Annotated in this window: 13 protein-coding genes; 9 read left to right on the forward strand and 4 right to left on the reverse strand. The window is 49.1% G+C overall.

Annotation, left to right across the window (positions count from 1 at the left end; translation table 11 throughout):
- Positions 1 to 103: 103 nt before the first annotated feature.
- The 7 genes from QZT80_RS06940 to QZT80_RS06970 all read left to right on the forward strand — a co-directional run bounded on the left by QZT80_RS06940 (position 104) and on the right by QZT80_RS06970 (position 12,861).
- Complete coding sequence (locus QZT80_RS06940) at positions 104 to 1,174, forward strand: metallophosphoesterase (protein ID WP_295119647.1); 1,071 nt, start codon at positions 104 to 106, stop codon at positions 1,172 to 1,174.
- 100 nt (positions 1,175 to 1,274) lie between these two features.
- Positions 1,275 to 1,886, forward strand: coding sequence for a sigma-70 family RNA polymerase sigma factor (locus QZT80_RS06945; protein ID WP_295119650.1), 612 nt, complete (start codon positions 1,275 to 1,277; stop codon positions 1,884 to 1,886).
- Positions 1,887 to 1,949: 63 nt separating this feature from the next.
- Positions 1,950 to 3,077 carry a FecR family protein gene (locus QZT80_RS06950; protein ID WP_295119653.1) on the forward strand — a complete coding sequence of 376 codons (1,128 nt, stop codon included), beginning with the start codon at positions 1,950 to 1,952 and terminating at the stop codon, positions 3,075 to 3,077.
- A gap of 255 nt (positions 3,078 to 3,332) precedes the next feature.
- Positions 3,333 to 6,878 carry a SusC/RagA family TonB-linked outer membrane protein gene (locus tag QZT80_RS06955; protein ID WP_295119655.1) on the forward strand — a complete coding sequence of 1,182 codons (3,546 nt, stop codon included), beginning with the start codon at positions 3,333 to 3,335 and terminating at the stop codon, positions 6,876 to 6,878.
- Positions 6,879 to 6,889: 11 nt separating this feature from the next.
- A complete protein-coding gene (locus QZT80_RS06960) occupies positions 6,890 to 8,248 on the forward strand; it encodes a RagB/SusD family nutrient uptake outer membrane protein (protein WP_295119658.1) in 1,359 nt (452 codons plus the stop codon).
- A gap of 84 nt (positions 8,249 to 8,332) precedes the next feature.
- Positions 8,333 to 10,306: a TlpA disulfide reductase family protein gene (locus QZT80_RS06965; protein WP_295119661.1), complete on the forward strand. Its 1,974-nt coding sequence runs from the start codon at positions 8,333 to 8,335 to the stop codon at positions 10,304 to 10,306.
- Positions 10,303 to 12,861 (forward strand): prolyl oligopeptidase family serine peptidase, encoded by a 2,559-nt coding sequence (locus QZT80_RS06970; protein ID WP_295119664.1) that lies wholly within the window; start codon positions 10,303 to 10,305, stop codon positions 12,859 to 12,861. Before QZT80_RS06965 ends, QZT80_RS06970 begins: the two co-directional genes overlap by 4 nt.
- Before the next feature lie 121 nt (positions 12,862 to 12,982).
- On the opposite strand, the gene QZT80_RS06975 is transcribed toward QZT80_RS06970, so the two are convergent.
- The 3 genes from QZT80_RS06975 to QZT80_RS06985 all read right to left on the reverse strand — a co-directional run bounded on the left by QZT80_RS06975 (position 12,983) and on the right by QZT80_RS06985 (position 14,535).
- Complete coding sequence (locus QZT80_RS06975; protein ID WP_295119667.1) at positions 12,983 to 13,750, reverse strand: hypothetical protein; 768 nt, start codon at positions 13,748 to 13,750, stop codon at positions 12,983 to 12,985.
- Between the two features lie 5 nt (positions 13,751 to 13,755).
- Positions 13,756 to 13,992: a hypothetical protein gene (locus QZT80_RS06980; RefSeq protein WP_295119669.1), complete on the reverse strand. Its 237-nt coding sequence runs from the start codon at positions 13,990 to 13,992 to the stop codon at positions 13,756 to 13,758.
- 93 nt (positions 13,993 to 14,085) lie between these two features.
- On the reverse strand, positions 14,086 to 14,535 hold the full coding sequence (locus tag QZT80_RS06985) for a hypothetical protein (protein ID WP_295119672.1): 450 nt from the start codon (positions 14,533 to 14,535) through the stop codon (positions 14,086 to 14,088).
- Between the two features lie 143 nt (positions 14,536 to 14,678).
- Between QZT80_RS06985 and QZT80_RS06990 the strand changes: the two genes are divergently transcribed.
- Complete coding sequence (locus tag QZT80_RS06990) at positions 14,679 to 14,984, forward strand: helix-turn-helix domain-containing protein (RefSeq protein WP_295119675.1); 306 nt, start codon at positions 14,679 to 14,681, stop codon at positions 14,982 to 14,984.
- 2 nt (positions 14,985 to 14,986) lie between these two features.
- Positions 14,987 to 16,240: a type II toxin-antitoxin system HipA family toxin gene (locus QZT80_RS06995; protein ID WP_295119678.1), complete on the forward strand. Its 1,254-nt coding sequence runs from the start codon at positions 14,987 to 14,989 to the stop codon at positions 16,238 to 16,240.
- Between the two features lie 81 nt (positions 16,241 to 16,321).
- Here the strand turns inward: QZT80_RS06995 and QZT80_RS07000 are convergent, their stop codons facing one another.
- Positions 16,322 to 16,657 (reverse strand): LytTR family DNA-binding domain-containing protein, encoded by a 336-nt coding sequence (locus QZT80_RS07000; RefSeq protein WP_295119681.1) that lies wholly within the window; start codon positions 16,655 to 16,657, stop codon positions 16,322 to 16,324.
- Positions 16,658 to 16,723: the final 66 nt, after the last annotated feature.

Here is a 16,723-nt window from a genome sequence, read left to right on the forward strand (position 1 = left end):
TTTCGTAACTGCCCGGTGGTAATGTCGCGTATCTTTCTATGTAATATTGTACCCTGCCGATGGTTAAACACCGTCCGGAATTTGTCTTAATAAAAAAACATGCATGAAACAGGTCGTTTTTATTCTATTCGTTACGCTTTTCCTCCACCAGCAGTCGCAAGCCCAGGGCAGGTATACCGCCCCCGCGCTCAGCGATTCTACCTCCTGGACCATGATCATGCTGCCCGATCCGCAGACATACGTGAAGTACGCGCGCAATCAGCCGTTGTTCGAACTCATGACCGCCTGGATCAGCGAGAACATAGAGAAACTAAATATCAAACTGGTGGTTTGCACCGGCGACCTCGTAGAACAAAACGAACTGATAAATCCTGACGGCGCGGCCAGTAATCAGCCCAGCAAAGCCCAGTGGGCTGCCGTGTCAGGCGCTTTTAACAGACTCAATAACAGGGTGCCCTACGTTACGGCTGCGGGCAACCACGATTATGGCTATGTGAAGGCTGAAAACAGGATGTCTAACTTCAACACCTGGTTCCCGGTCGATAAAAATCCCCTGAACCAGCAGGCGCTTCGCGAAGTAACCACCAACGAAGGCGGCATTCCTACCCTGGAAAACGCTGCGTTCGAGATCAAATCTGCCAAAGGCCGCAAATTTCTGGTGTTGAACCTGGAGTTCGCCCCCAGGGACACAGTACTGGCCTGGGCAAAAAGAGTAGTAGACATGGAAAAGTATAAACAGCATACGGTGATCATGCTTACTCATTCTTACCTGAGCGCCGCCAATGAGCATATTGTTAAAGAAGGTTACGGCGTAAAAGATGCCAACTATGGTAAAGCAATTTTCGATAAACTGGTAAAGCCTTCCCGTAATATACAAATGGTGCTGTCGGGGCACATCGGCGCGCCGGACGATGAAAAAGCACACATGGGTTTCCGTACGGATGTGAATGCGGGCGGCAATAAAGTGCAGCAGATGGCGTTTAACGCACAGGCACTCGGCGGCGGCTGGTATGGTAATGGGGGAGATGGCTGGCTGAGAATACTGGAATTTATGCCGGACGATAAAACCGTGAAGGTGCGTACCTTTTCACCGTTGTTCGCTATCTCGCCTAAAACACAACACCTGGCATGGCGTACGCAGCCGCAAGACCAGTTCTCGTTCATACTTGAGTAACAAACATCATTTAATATACGGGCCGCAAACGCAGTTTGCGGCCTTTCTTTTGTGCCGGCTCCCCGCCAAAACACGCACCAATTCAGTATATTGCACCAAATTGGCCAATCAGCAATCTACATACCACCGCGTACCAACTGAAAACGAGCACCTCCTGGTACGGTCAGCCGCCGACGGCGATCAGCAAGCCTATGCGCAGCTGTACACGCATTATTACCCCAACCTCCAGGCCGCTGTTACCTTTATTACCAAAGACCGCGACGAAACCGACGAAATTCTGCAGGAAACTTTTTTACGCATCTGGAACGTAAGGGAAAAACTGTTGCTGGTAAAGTCGTTCGAGCACTACGCCTTTAAAATAGCGCGTAACCTGCTGTTCGATGTACTGCGCCGCAAAAAAGTACACCTGAAGGCCCTCGATGCGCTTGCGCAGGGTGCTGGTAATACGGAATCGGCCGATCATATGGAGTATAAGGAACTGCACGAAATGGTGGCCGGGGCCATTAACAGCCTCGATGCTCAGAAGCGTGATATCTTCCTGGCCCGCACAGAAGATGGGCTCAGTTTCGAGGAAATCAGCGAACGGCAGGGACTGGCGGTAGTGACGGTCAAGAAACATTATTACGCCGCCTATCATACCCTCAAATCGCTGCTGGAGCAGCATGGTGGCCCCCTCGCCCTTATCTTCCTCCTCTGGGCCGGAAAAAAATAACTTTTTTTTAAAATTGAGTATACAAATCTCTCCTCACTTCGTCTGGAGTATATAAACCCATATATGAACGACGAGCAGAAACTTACATTAATCAATAAATACCGGTCGGGCCAGTTATTGGAGCACGAAGCTCCGGCATTTTTTGCGTGGTACCGCCAGGTAGATATTGAAGAACTGCATCGTTTATTACAGCTGGGCGAATTACCACCTGCGTACGAAGAAGCCAGCCAACAGTTCCTGCAACGGTTGTCGGAACGTTTGAAGGATGAGCCCAAAGTACGCCGTATGCAGCCGCGCATTTGGTGGGCCGCCGCAGCAGCAGTGTTGCTGCTGGCGGGTAGCGTGTACTTATTACGTTCCACCCATAAGCAGGATGTAGTAGTAACGGCCCCGGCGGTAGATGTGGCGCCGGGTAAAAATGGCGCGGTACTTACGCTGGCGGGTGGAGAACAAATTGTACTCGATAGCCTGGGTAATGGCGTGGTAGCCAGCCAGAACGGCACCAGCATCAGCATCAACAATGGAGCACTCGCCTACGATGCGGCTAACGCGTCGGGCAGTACTTTAAATACGATTAGCACACCGCCGGCCCGTCAGTTCCGGCTTACCCTGCCCGATGGCTCTAAGGTTTGGCTGAACGCATCCAGCGCTATTAAGTATCCAACGGCGTTTGCAGGAAAAAACAGAACGGTGGAGGTAGATGGAGAGGCTTATTTCGAAGTGGCCAAAGATGCAGCGAAACCATTCAGGGTTAAAATGAAAGATGCAGAAGTGGAAGTGTTAGGCACCCACTTTAATATAAATGCTTATAAAGATGAGCCGGGCATTAAGGCCACGCTGCTCGAAGGCCGTATCCGTGCCGGCAAAGGAACGGATAATGTATTGCTGCAACCCGGGCAGCAGGCCGAAATTACCAACGGGGTAACAGTGAATGGAACCGTAAATGTAACCCAGGTAGTAGCCTGGAAAGAGGGGACCTTCAATTTTGATCAGCTGGGGGTGGAAGAGGTGATGCGACAGCTCGCAAGATGGTACGATGTCGAAGTAGTTTATGAGAAAGGCATCCCGGACAACAAATTCTACGGTGAAATAGGCCGTAACCTTAATCTTTCGCAGGTATTGGAAGGACTAAAAGCATCTGGATTGCATTTCAGACTGGAAAACGAGAAACGGCTGGTGGTATTGCCGTAACAAACGAGTTTTATCCCTATAAACGAAAACCGCTCTGAGGTGAGATTCAGAGCGGCCAAAGTCAGGGTGAACGATAGACAATAATTGAGGGAACTGTTTTTCAATCAACCTAACCAATTGCAAGTTATGCAAAAAATTGCTTCTTGTAACCGGAACGGGCGTGTTATGTCCATATGCAACATGCACAGCCACCGGTTTTCAACCAAATCTGTAAGTAAGGCCGGTAGCGGCCTTGGGACCAAAATTCTGTTAGTGATGAAACTAACCATCGTACTCTTAACAGTGGCCATCATGGGGGTAAGCGCCAAAGGCGTATCCCAGTCTGTAACGCTCTCGGGAAAAAGCATCAGCCTCGAAAAGGCTTTTGAAACCATCCGTAAGCAAACGGGTTACCACATTTTTTGTGATCTTGAATTACTCAAAAAAGCGCCAGCCGTAGATGTAACAGCGACAAACATGCCGCTGGACGAATTTCTCGATGTTATTTTTAAAGGACAACCACTGGAGTACATCTTACGTGAACAAACCATTTTCGTCAGCAAAAAGGTGAGTTTGCCATACGTGGCGCCAGCCCCGGCAACCGTTCCGGTGCAGGGTATTGTAACGGACGGACGCGGCGTGCTTTCGGGTGCTACCATCAAGGTAAAGGGTACTGCCAGGTCCATTATCAATAAGGAAGACGGGCGTTTCGAGATCGACGTAAACATCGGTGATGTACTGGTGATCACCTACGTTGGCTTCAAATCACAGGAAATAAAAATCGCGAACAGTACCGACCTTACGATCGTACTGCAGCGTGAAACGGTAGAAATGGAAGCGGTAGATATTAAAGTGTCTACCGGTTACCAGACCATCTCTAAAGAACGCGCTACGGGCTCCTATAGCGTAATTACCGCAAAAGAACTGGCGGAAGTGCCTACCCGCGATATCCTCGAAAGGCTGGAAGGAAAAGTGCCCGGCGTAAGGTTTGATGTGAAGAGCAGCCAGGTACAGATCCGTACTACGAATACCTACGCCACTTCCGGTAATGCACCGCTCATCGTCATTGACGGCTTCCCGCAAATACCCTCCGGCGACAAACAAAACATTACTACACGCAGTACCTCTACGATGTCTAATAATGCCATCTTAAGCTCTTTTAACCCAAACGATATAGAACAGATCACTTTCCTGAAAGATGCAGTTGCGACTTCTATCTGGGGTGCCCGCGGTGCTAATGGGGTGATCGTGATCGAAACTAAAAAGGGTAAAAGAGGCGCTGCACCCACTATTAACTTTTCCGCCACATTGGGTGTTTCCAAACCGGCCGACATGAAGGACCTTAACTGGATGACGAGTGCCGAATATGTAGACCTCGAACTGGAAATGTTGCAGAAAGGATTTTTGGTAGATGCCAAATCACAGCCGGGCTACCAGTTCTCGATGTTGCAAACGCCTAATCCAAGTGATGTGCAGGAATGGTACTATAAAGTAAAGAGGGGACAGGCTACGCAGGCAGAAGCAGATGCCGCGATTGCTGCCATTGCACAACGCAGCAACTTCGGCCAGATCGAAAAGTACCTGATGCGTAATGCCGTAAACCAGCAGTATAACCTGTCGATTTCCGGTGGCGGCGAAAACAATTCTTACTACATTTCCGGCGGTTATACCAACGATCAGCCTATTTATCGTGCCAACAGCGCCAGCAACACCTTTGTGTCGGGCAACTTTACAAACGACCTGTTTAATAAATTCGTGAAATTGAGAACGGGCTTTGCTTACCAGACTTCTGTTTCTAAAACGAACCAGTCGGCCAGCAACGCCCTCAGCCAGTTTGGTACAGGTCTTCGTCCTTACGACATGCTGGTGGATGAAAACGGCAACCGTATCCGCCGCTCGCTCACCATGAGACAGGAAGTAAGCGACAGCCTGGTGACGAGAGGTTATTTGCCTTTTACTTATAATGCGATCGATGAACTGGACTACTCTAACTCGAAAGCGACCACCCAGCAGCTTCGCCTTACGGCAGGTCTTACCTTCAAACTCACTAACTGGGCTAACTTCGACGTGTCGGGCATGTACCAGCGAACGAACAATAACTCTTTGTTTATTGATGAAGTGAACAGCTACAATGGCCGGGTGCTGGTCAATACTTACACCACATTGAATACCGCTACGGGCAAACCTGTTTATAACCTTCCGTATGGCGGGCGCTATTCACTTAACGACGGGTCTGCGTACGACTATAACCTGCGTGGTGTACTCAACATCAACCACAGCTTTAACGCGGAGAATCAGCTGAGTGTTATTGCCGGCGGTGAGATCAGGGAGAGTTACAACAAAAGTTATGGCACCACCCGTTACGGTTATGATGCGGATGCGAACAGTTTTGCTACGATCAATCCTAACGTAGCGCTGCCAACGATGTACGGCTGGTCGCAGCAGATAGGCGATAATACCGGTGGCGTGCAGGAACAGAAAAACCGTTACCTGAGCTGGTTCGGTAATGCAGGTTATACTTACAAAAACCGCTATAACCTTTCTGCCAGTCTGCGTTTTGATGATTATACCCTGCTGGGCTTAGAGCGCAGCAAACGGGCAAAACCTTTCTGGTCGGCAGGTGGTAAATGGAGCCTGGGGCAGGAAGCCTTTATGCAGGGCGCCACCTGGATGGACGCACTGGACCTGAGAGTAACGTACGGTACAGGCGGTTCTGTTCCGCTGGCGGGTAACAACGTTACTATCCTGCAGCTAAACGCTACTGATCCAAGTACGCAACTGCCGATAGGTACCATCTCTTTCCCTGCCAACCAGGGATTAGGATGGGAGCTTACCAAAACCTGGAACTTTGGTGCCGATCTCCGTTTGCTGAACAACAGGTTATCAATAAGCGCCGATGCCTACACTAAAAACAGTGAAGGTATTATCGTAAGCCTGCCGTACAATCCGACTTACGGATGGAGTAACCTTAGTTTTAATACCGCAACGCTGAAGAGCCATGGTTTCGAGTTCGGTATTTCGGGCAAACCGCTGGATGAAAAGAACTGGAGCATCAGCTCTGTATTCAACTTCTCGTACGGTAAAACGAAGGTGACCGACAGTCGTTACAAAACGAACATACTCAATAATCTCCTGAACGGAAACCCGATGGAAGGTTACCAGTTGGGCGCCAGCTTCGTGTACCGCTCTGCCGGTCTTGACGATAAAGGACAAACGCAGATCTACGACCGCGATAATAAGATCATCACTAATACCACTACTTTGCCTTCCACTTTTGGCATAGCAGATATGAAATATGCAGGTATTAAGGTGGCGCCTTACCATGGCGGCTTCTTTAATACTTTCCGCTACAAACAGTTGGAACTGGGTGTACAAATGACGTATTACATGGGGCACATTTTCATGAAACCTGCGGTTACCAACTATCCTAACTTCGTAGGCGCCTACTCCGGTTCTCTGGGCCGCCAGGCCGACCTGGCCGACCGCTGGCGCCAGCCGGGCGATGAAGCTGATACATATGTACCGGGCCTGAGCAATGTAAACTTTAACAGTACCAACCGTTACGCGAACTCCGATAAACTGGTCAGAAATGCGAACAACGTACGCCTGCAGCAAATATCACTGGGGTACAATTTCCCGCAGCAGCTGTTACCTAAACGGGTGTTCAAAGCCCTGGGTGTAAGCGCCAACGCCCGTAACCTGGGTATTCTCTGGCGAGCCAATAAAGACGGTATCGATCCTGAGTACGTGAACGCGAATGCGAACTACTATTCGCTGCCGCCGGTTACCAGCTTTATGTTCAACATTAACGCCACCTTCTAAAGACGATCAACATGAGAATTGCCATATATATCATAGCCGCCGTTGCGTTATTGACCACTGCCTGCCGCAAGTATGTGGAAATAGACCAGATCGGCAAAAGAACACTGATTTACACCAAAGATTACCGCGCTGTACTGGATAATAACTCGCAGCTGGAAGCCGGGTTTTTCATGCCCATTTATTCGGGTGATGATACCAGGTTGCTCGACTCCAACAAACAAGTGTCACTGGCCGATATTCAATCTAACGCTTACACCTGGGCAACCCAGTACTGGGGCGATACACAAGGTGATACTGATTGGGAGAAATTATATAAAGCTATTTACACCTGTAATGAAGTACTGGCGGGTGTAATGGACAGCAAAAACGGTACGGATACGGACAAGCAGCAGTTGTATGCAGAAGCCCTCACTCACCGCGCTTATGCCTACTGGTGCCTGGTGAATATCTACGCCCCGCAGTACGATAGTGCTACGGCTGCCAACGACCTCGCCGTACCACTGCTGTTAACGCCCGACCTGTACGCCCCACTTAACCGCGCTACGGTATCCGTGGTGTACGACCGCATCATCAGTGATTTGAAACAGGCCGTAGATGCGCTGCCGGCTTTGCCCGACTACAATACCCGTCCGTCGAAAGCCGCCGCCTATGCCATGTTGGCCCGTACCTACCTGATGACGCGCGACTTTGCAAGCGCACGCAGTTACGCCGAACAGGTACTCACGCTGAAAAGCGGCCTGCTCGACCTGCAAACATATACATCCAACGTACCTTACCGCCTGGTAGATCCTGAAGTGATCTTCTCAAAAATTAACGCGGGCGCTTATCCATTTGCCGGTGTGCAGATTGATACCGCCGTGTTATCGCTGCTGGGTACCAAAGATCTTCGTTATACCCTGTTCGTAAGGCCAGGCGCCAGTTTTGCCCCGGCATTTAACGGGTTTGGCTACTGGCGGCAGAAGTCGAGCCGCGAAACCAATACGGTTACGCAAGGTCCCGGTGTTCCTGAAATGATGCTCATTAAAGCCGAAGTGGCCGCTCGTTCCAATGATGCCGGTACCGCCACGGACATCCTGAACACACTGCGTCAGAAACGTTTTAAAACCGCCGATTATGTAGCGCTTACCCCGGGTACGCCGCAGCAGGCGCTGGAGAACGTGGTGAATGAAAGGAAACGCGAGTTCTTCGGTACAGGTTTAAGGTGGTTCGATCAGAAGCGACTGAACAAAGATGCCGCCTTCGCGAAAACAGTGACCCGCCGTTTCAGGGGGGTGGATTATACACTGGAACCTAACAGCAACCGGTACATCTACCCGATTGGCCCGAAATACATCCTGTTGAACCCCGAAATAGAACAGAGTCCCCGTTAAAATCGATAATCAATCATAATTCATGGTATTACCCGGGAGCGTTCATACGCTCCTGGGCGTATCATGCCAAAACAGATCTTTAAGATGAGAAAATGGTTAAGCGTGGTAGCCGCATTGCTGGCTGCCGGAGGATCGGTATCAGGCCAGGACAGCAGTCGCCTGAAAGGACTGGAAACGCCTGTGGCGGGTAGTACCCTGCAGCTGCGTTACAATCCCGCAGGAGGACCACTGGAAGGTAAACAGGAAGTGAACGGACTGATTTACCTGTTCTCCAACTACAGGTGGAAAACAGATGACCTGGTGTTTAAACAGCAGAACGGCCAGTGGACTGGCACTTACACGCTGCCGGAGAACTGCGCATTTGTAGCTGTTAAACTGGTAGATGAAGCCGGTGTGGCCGATAATAACAACGATCGCGGTTACGTGGTGACCACCGTTGGTAAAAACGGCGGCCGTGTGCCGGGCAGCGCACTGGCCTGGGGTACTTTCAGGAAACCTTCGTTTAATAAAGCACCCGGTGGTTACTTCAATAAATTTGAGATAGGCGATGAAGCGCTGGAAATGTGGGTGCGCAAAGAGATGGAGTATTTCCCCGACAGCATGCCCCGTTTCTTCGACAGCTACATCGCTATGCTGAAAATATCGCTGGGCGACGAGTTTGCCGAAAAAGCACCCCGTAACCTGGAGAGGTTCGGTAAGTTTCACGGTCTTACCGAAATGAACTACAACACCATTCACGATACCTACAGGTTCCAGCTGAAGAATACCGTAAAGGCTGACTCCATTCGTAAAGTAATGCTGGCCAGGTTCCCGAACGGCAGAACTGCCCGCTTCCAGCGTTTCAATGAACTGAACGCAATGCCAATGGACGAAAAGAAACTGGCTGCGCTGGAACAGTTCCTCAAAGACTTTCCGGTAGCTGAATTCAGGAGGGATACCCCCGTTACACAACACTTTGTTTATTACAATACTTACCGTACTGTGGCCGCAGCTTACGTGGCAAAGGGCATGAAAGATAAACTGGTGCAACTGCTGCCGGAACTGGACTTCAGAACACTCACCGAAGTATACCATCATAACTTTGAAGGTTCATTTATTACCGGCAAAGGCCCGGTTGAAAAGCTGATTCCTTTCTCCGTATTGGTGATCGATGAAATGGTGAAAAAGCAGCACGACCTTTCCTTCATGGAAAATGATCGCTACACCCCGTTAAAAGCCGAAGCACTGGCACAGGAGCAGCTGGACAGCAAACTGGGGGTACATGTCGGTATGCTGGTGAAGAAGAAAAGTTATAAAGAGGCAGCAGGTTACCTGTCGCAGATCTCGGCGAAAAACAAATACAAAAACGCGAGCCTTAATGAAGCGCGCATCACCATATTGGAAAATACCGGTGGTAAAAAACAGCTGACCGCAGAGATGGAAGCAAGTGTACACGCCAATGCCGCAACACCGCTGATTATCGAAAAACTGAAAAAGGCTTACAAAGGTAAACCTGAAACATTCGATGCCTACCTCGAATCACTTAAACCAGCGGCTGATGTGGCGACGATTAAAGCGGATATCAAATCAAAACTGATAAATGCACCGATTACCCAGTTCCGCTTGCAGGACCTCAATGGTAATACCATAAACAGCGCCGACTGGAAAGATAAGATCGTAGTGATTGACTACTGGGCTACCTGGTGTTTTCCCTGCAAAATGGCCTTCCCTGGCATGCAGCTGGCGGTAAACAAATACAAAAACGATGCTTCGGTAGCCTTTTATTTTATTGCTACAATGGAGCGTTCCGACAATTATAAAGCAGATATCAAAAAGTACATCGGCTCTTCCGGTTTTACTTTTAATGTTTTATATGATGATGAAAACCCGGAAACAAAAGGTCTCGACCGTGTATTCAAAAGTATGGTGCCTGTATTTCATTCATCTGCCATTCCACGTAAAGTAGTGGTGAAGAACGGCATGATCCGTTACACCTCTGAAGGTTATCTGGGCAGCCCCAGCGGACTGGCCGATGAACTGTCTTATGTAATCGAAATATTAAAAGCGGAGCAATCATGAGGAAACTAATGCTGATACTGGCCGCAGGCATTATAACACTGCCGGCCATGGCGCAAAAGAAAGTGCTGGATACGGCAGATTATAAGCAATGGAGGCGCACCAGCAATCCCGCCATGTCGTACGACGGTGCGTGGGTGGTATATGGCATTACCGATGGCGAAACGTCCGAAACCCATATCAGGAACATCGCAACCGGTAAGGATGTAGTGATGGACAATGTATCGGATATCACCTTCTTCAATAGTGGAAAATGGATGCGGTACAAGAAGCAGGACTCCCTGCTGCTTACCCGCCTGAAAGACGGTAAGCAGGTACAATGGAACAAAAGCAGTTTTGTGCTGACCACCGAAACCTCCCCGCTGTTAACCTACTCCGACCGTACACATGCCGTGATATGGAATGTAGATACCAATGACAGCACCGTATTGCCCGGTGTAAGCCGTGTAACGTTGTTTGGAAACCAGGTGATTTATCAGAAGGGAAAAGAACTATTTGCCGGTCCGTTAAAAGGCTTGCAGGCAGTTGTTTCCAGGGGAGAAGTGACTGATTATTCGTTTAATAAGGAACAACAGGAAGGCACTTATACCAACGGTACCGAACTTTATTACTTCTCCCTGAAGGGCGGCCAGCCGCAGTTGCTGATGGACTTTAACGACATTAAAGTGCCGGCAGGCTACCAGCTGAGGCCCAGAGCGTATGAAATAACGCCTGCCACCAAACAACTGGTGCTGGACCTCAGTTATCAATCTAAGCCCCAACCGCCTGCTAAGACGGACCCCAGGGCAGTAGATCTGGAGTTGTGGACCTGGAACGAAGCTGTTTCCCAACGCCGGCAGCGCAGGGGGGTATACAGCCGTACAATGATGGACGACGCCAAATTTGTATATCATCTCGACACCAGGCAGCTGGTGGAAGTCGCCCCCGAGTTTTCAGGTATATTGCTCGCCCCATCTGCACCGGCATTTCATTATGCGGTATACATAGATGAAAAACCTTACAGGCTGGCTACCGACTGGACCTACGATACGCATCTGGACGTTTACCAGGTGAATGTGAGGACGGGCGAACGTAAGTTGATTGCGAAGGATGTAACCGACAAACCGCAATGGAGCCCTAACGGCCGGTTCGCGCTTATGTACAGCGATAAAGAACGCGCCTGGTTATTGCTGGACCCGCAGTCCGGCACATTTTCCAACATCTCGGCCGCTATCGGTTACCCGGTACACGACGAGCTGGCCGATATGGAGCGAATGCAAAGCGCTTACGGTATTGCAGGTTGGCTTAACGAAGGCAATACAGTGGTACTCTATGACCGCTACGACCTGTGGGCGGTAGATCTTACCGGCGCCACCAAACCCCGTAGCCTTACGAACGGTTTCGGCCGGGAACATAAGGTGGCGCTGCGTTTCCAGGGTACGCCCTATCGCGCACAGATTGATCCTACGGCCTCGTTGTTGCTTAGCGGTTTTAACGAACACACGAAGTCAGATGGTGTTTATCGTTTTACGCCCTTTAAAAAGGTGGAAACGCTGGTAGACGAAGCCGGTTATTCCGTTAAAGTAGCTGCATCAACAAATAATGCCTTCTTATTCAGTCGCCAAAGCTTTTCGCAGTTCCCCGATTTATGGTGGGCGAACGGGCAAATGAAGGCCGCCAAACGACTGACCAATATCAATCCACAGCAACAACAATATAACTGGGGCACCGCTAAAGTTATAGAATGGAAGAATTTTAACGGTGTTGCTAACCAGGGCCTTCTGTACTTACCGGAAAACTACAATGCTTCTCAACAATACCCCGTTATCGTAGACTTCTACGAAACGCATTCCAATGACCTGCATAACTATCTTGCGCCGGGTTACAGTTCCAGTACGATTGATATTGCTACTTTCGTAAGCAAAGGTTATATAGTATTCCGCCCCGACGTACATTTCGGTGTAGGTAAACCCGGGGAAGATGCGTATAACGCGGTAGTCAGCGGTACGCAGGAGCTGATTGCAAGGGGCATTGCAGACAAGGAACACATAGGACTGCAGGGGCATAGTTTTGCTGGTTTCGAAGTGGCCTATATTGCTACCCGTACGTCCATGTTCAGGTGTATTAATGTCGGTGCAGGTATCGTGAACATAGTTTACAACTACACCGCTCTCAGGGCGAACGGCGCGCCGGGCATGTTTAAAACGGAAGTCGATCAGTATCGCATCGGCAAAACACTATGGGAAGACCGCGAAGCTTATCTCGCTAATTCGCCCATCTTAAACGCCGACAAAATCAGCAGCCCGCTGCTCATTTTCCACAACGATAAAGACGGCGCCGTGCCATTCAGCCAGGGCCTGGACTTGTTCCTCGCCATGCGCCGCCTGCAAAAGCCAGCGTGGTTACTGAACTACAAAGGCCAGAACCACACCGTAGAGGACCTGGCCTGCCAGCAGGACTGGACCGCCCGTATGGCACAATACTTTGATCACTACCTGATGGGCAAACCGATGCCGAGGTGGATGAAAGAGGGGATAAGTGCAGATGAACGGAAGGTGGACAGGAAGTTTGATTATTAATTATTTCTCATAAACAAAGTAGGGTGCGGCTAAGGGTTGTTTAATCCAGTAGTCTTTTATCGAATGGGGTTGTTTCAAAAAGAGGCAGCCCCGTTTTACGTTATGATTGCCTGGCAGGGCTTTACAAAGTCCGCCGCGGCACGTGTGTCAGTGTAATAGTCGTGGTTACTACATGTGTACTGATCAGATCATCCTCCAGGTCCTTCCACACCAGCGTACCCTCTATTGTTTGTTTGTCTTTCACTACCCCTTTGAATGTGAAAATTCTTTCAGAAAGGTTGTTCAACGGGTTTACACTGGACAGCGGCGGAATATTCTTCAGGACTTCCCGGAAAACACAGATGAATTCCGTTTTGCCGCCACCAAACCTTACGCGTTCGGTCTTAATGTTATGAAGTACCGGTCCACCCTCCTTTAACTCTGTCAGCTTAAGAGAGGCGTAAGATAATGTTATATGCTTCTGCCGGGCCTCTTTGTAGTCGAGTACGATATCCATACTTAGGTTGTCGATCTTTTGGTGCCTGTTGATCCGGATGGCGGCATTGTTTATTTCACCTCGGAATTGAAAGCGGCCGGTATCCGTGGTTTTTTTGCTCTCCGCTGCAAGTGTGTCTTTTACCGACGGTGGAGGAGGTGGTAAAGGCGGTTCTTTGACCGCGGTAATCTTCATGGGTGCTTTAACGGGCATATACTCAACCGTTTCAGTCTTCATCGTGTCGGTAGCAGGTAGATTTTCGACATGGGCCGTTAGTTTGTTCCTGAGTTGAATGCGTTGCCGTACCGCCTGCTGATACCGATGTTCAAGCAGATTAATTTGCACAAAGATGCAGAGCATCGCAGTGCAAAAGAGTATGGATAGGTAGTTCAGGGCCGTGGTAAGATGTTTCAAGTTGATTATTTTCGGTTGGCCTTGATGTTTTCGACCCGTTCCGTCAGCACACTGATATCTTTATCCAGCTTGTTTACATCTTTATTCAGTGCTTCCAGTTTGGGGATAGCGTTAAAAAAGGTGTACACAGAAGCGCCGAACGTAATCACGAATAGCGTATAGCTGAACAGCTGCTGGTAGGTGAGGCTCACTTTTTTTTCCGCCGTGGAATCGGACGGCTTAGTTCGTACAGATTTAGGCATAATGGGGTGGTTTGTGGGGAGAAATTAGGGAAAAGGAGGGGTATGGCCAAATAATGTTAGGAAATGGAGTGATGTGCTGAATGTGATGCATTGTTAACGTTCACGCGATAAACTCGTCCATCCTCTTGACGCCGGTTCGCGCTTCCTCCATGTACCCCAGGCACCTGTACACCATAAGGCCCAGACCACCAATACGGGTTGGAAGAACAGCCGTATTAACCTGGCAGTATCCGTATTAAGCCCGAAAGCCTCGCGCTGATTTGCCCATTGTGCGATGTTGCCGGGAAATACGGCCACAAAAAACGCAGCAATTATCCATCCTATCATCACGCGGTAGCGTATCATTACCAGGAGCGACACGCCAAGGATCAGCTCTGCTACGCCAGACAGCAAAACTACAAGGTCGGCATCGAACGGTACCCATGGCGGTACCTGTGCGTGAAATTCGGTGCTTGCAAAGGTCAGATGGCCGATACCGGCGAATGCCAGTATTAATCCAAGTAATAGGCGGGCTATGTTTCGAGGTACAGAGGGTTTGTCCATTTTTAAGCAGATTTAACATGTTCCCGCAACTAATGAGCCAACGATTATGGGCGCAGTCACGCACCATACGCTGCGGGCCGCGAATTCTATCAAATGACTGATATTTCGGTCATTTAGTGTATATTTGACTGAAATAACAGTCAATGAGAACTAAAAGGCTAAGTTTGCTCCCTTCGGCAGAACACACTTTGAGGGAGTTGGGGACTAACATAAAGCTTGCCCGCAAACGCCGACGGCTATCCGAAGAACAGGTGGCCGAAAGAGGTGGTATTGCTCGTTCAACATTACAACTTATAGAAAAGGGTGAACCAGGTGTGGCTATGTCATCGTATCTACAGGTGCTATTTGTACTCGGACTCAGTAACGACCTGTTGAAAGTAGCAGCCGACGATCCGTTAGGGCGGAAGCTTCAGGATGCGGAGTTATTGAATAAAAAGAAAAAGGAATAGGAATGGCAAAAAATGTCGCACAGAACAAACTTATATACGTGTACGCGGATTGGTTGGAGCTTAAAGGTGAAAGATTAATGGGGATATTAAAAATTGAATCTGGCCGTGGGCGGGAGACTTTCTCCTTTACATATGATTCTAACTGGCTGTTAAGCCCTCCTGCACTTTTGTTAGATCCAGATTTACATCTTTTCACTGGTCCTCAATACCTCAATTACGAAAAGCTAAATTTCGGACTGTTCACCGACTCTTCTCCTGATCGATGGGGAAGGGTGTTAATGCAGAGGCGGGAAGCGCATTTGGCAAGAGGAGAAGAAAGACGGCCGAAAACATTGCTTGAAAGCGACTATCTCATGGGGGTACATGATCTGTACAGGATGGGTGCGCTCCGTTTTAAGTTGGATATTAATGGGCCTTTTCTGGATAATAGGGACGCGATGGCTGCGCCGCCCTTAACATCTCTGCGAACACTTGAAGAGGCTAGTTTGGCGCTCGAACGGGAAGACGCGACGGAAGATCCGGCTTTTACGCAATGGCTTAATTTATTGATGTCTCCAGGTTCTTCGCTTGGTGGTGCCCGGCCTAAAGCTAGTATTGTGGATACTGACGGACATTTATGGATAGCGAAATTTCCTAGCAGAAATGATACTCATGATGTGGGCGGTTGGGAGCAAGTAGTTAATATTTTGGGTACACGTGTAGGATTAGATATAGCGGTAAGCGAGGCGCGCAGGTATTCGCATCAACACCACACTTTCTTGTCAAAGCGCTTCGACCGAACATCGCAAGGTCGTTTTCACTTTGCATCCGCAATGACACTTTTAGGTAAAACAGATGGTGCCACGGCTTCCTATTTGGACCTGGCGGAATTTATCGTACAATACGGAGCTACGCCAACAAGAGATATGGAGGAACTGTGGCGGCGAATCGTATTTTATGTAAATGTATCTAATACAGACGATCACCTCCGGAACCATGGCTTTCTCCTTACTGATCGTGGCTGGAAACTTTCGCCGGCCTATGATATAAACCCTGTGCCAAATACTTACGGTTCAAGTTTAAATATCTCGGAACATAGTAACGATCATGATATCGATCTGGTACGGGAAGTAGCAGATCGGTTTCGGATAAAAGCAATTACGCGTGAACAAATTATTAGCCACACTGTAGAAGTGGTCAGCCATTGGGCTGATGTAGCAAGGGAAATCGGGATGCCCCGACGGGATATGGAATTGATGAGAAATTGCTTTAGTTGAACAGGAAAAAAGCGTACGATGCTGTTTATTATGGAACTCATCGCTTACTGCCGAACGGCAGATGTTACTCCGAACTTTCCCTCACAATTTCTTCCCTTCCCCCAACACACAAATCCTCTCCCTGATCCCCTTATAATACCCCCGCGACAACACCAACTGCTGCCCCCCAACCGTCACATGTTGCCTGTCCATCTGCTCTATATGACGCAACGCCACCGCGCAAGCCCTGTTTACCCGTACAAAGCTTCCATCGGGCAGGCTATTGAGGGCATTTTCCAATGTCGACTTGGAGCAGTACTCTTTCGAATGTGTAATATAGCGCACATAGTTATCCTCTACTTCGAGAACAAGCAGGTCCTCCAGGTTGATTTTTCTGAGTATACCGCCATCGTTGATAAATACCGGTGTATTTAACATGTTGTTTATTTTTTGCAGGTTAGTTCATTCTCTTCGACGGTATTTCAAATATAAGGATTTAGCAGG

Origin of the sequence: uncultured Chitinophaga sp. (assembly GCF_902168175.1) — a bacterium.
In the GTDB taxonomy this organism is placed as follows: domain Bacteria; phylum Bacteroidota; class Bacteroidia; order Chitinophagales; family Chitinophagaceae; genus Chitinophaga.

What these genes read in the sequence shown, in the direction of transcription:
- QZT80_RS06995 (WP_295119678.1), top strand. Translation starts at nt 14,987, where the DNA reads ATGGCAAAAAATGTCGCACAGAACAAACTTATATACGTGTACGCGGAT.
- QZT80_RS06960 (WP_295119658.1), top strand. Translation starts at nt 6,890, where the DNA reads ATGAGAATTGCCATATATATCATAGCCGCCGTTGCGTTATTGACCACT.
- QZT80_RS06955 (WP_295119655.1), top strand. Translation starts at nt 3,333, where the DNA reads ATGAAACTAACCATCGTACTCTTAACAGTGGCCATCATGGGGGTAAGC.
- QZT80_RS07000 (WP_295119681.1), bottom strand. Translation starts at nt 16,657, where the DNA reads ATGTTAAATACACCGGTATTTATCAACGATGGCGGTATACTCAGAAAA.
- QZT80_RS06990 (WP_295119675.1), top strand. Translation starts at nt 14,679, where the DNA reads ATGAGAACTAAAAGGCTAAGTTTGCTCCCTTCGGCAGAACACACTTTG.
- QZT80_RS06940 (WP_295119647.1), top strand. Translation starts at nt 104, where the DNA reads ATGAAACAGGTCGTTTTTATTCTATTCGTTACGCTTTTCCTCCACCAG.
- QZT80_RS06965 (WP_295119661.1), top strand. Translation starts at nt 8,333, where the DNA reads ATGAGAAAATGGTTAAGCGTGGTAGCCGCATTGCTGGCTGCCGGAGGA.
- QZT80_RS06980 (WP_295119669.1), bottom strand. Translation starts at nt 13,992, where the DNA reads ATGCCTAAATCTGTACGAACTAAGCCGTCCGATTCCACGGCGGAAAAA.
- QZT80_RS06985 (WP_295119672.1), bottom strand. Translation starts at nt 14,535, where the DNA reads ATGGACAAACCCTCTGTACCTCGAAACATAGCCCGCCTATTACTTGGA.
- QZT80_RS06970 (WP_295119664.1), top strand. Translation starts at nt 10,303, where the DNA reads ATGAGGAAACTAATGCTGATACTGGCCGCAGGCATTATAACACTGCCG.
- QZT80_RS06950 (WP_295119653.1), top strand. Translation starts at nt 1,950, where the DNA reads ATGAACGACGAGCAGAAACTTACATTAATCAATAAATACCGGTCGGGC.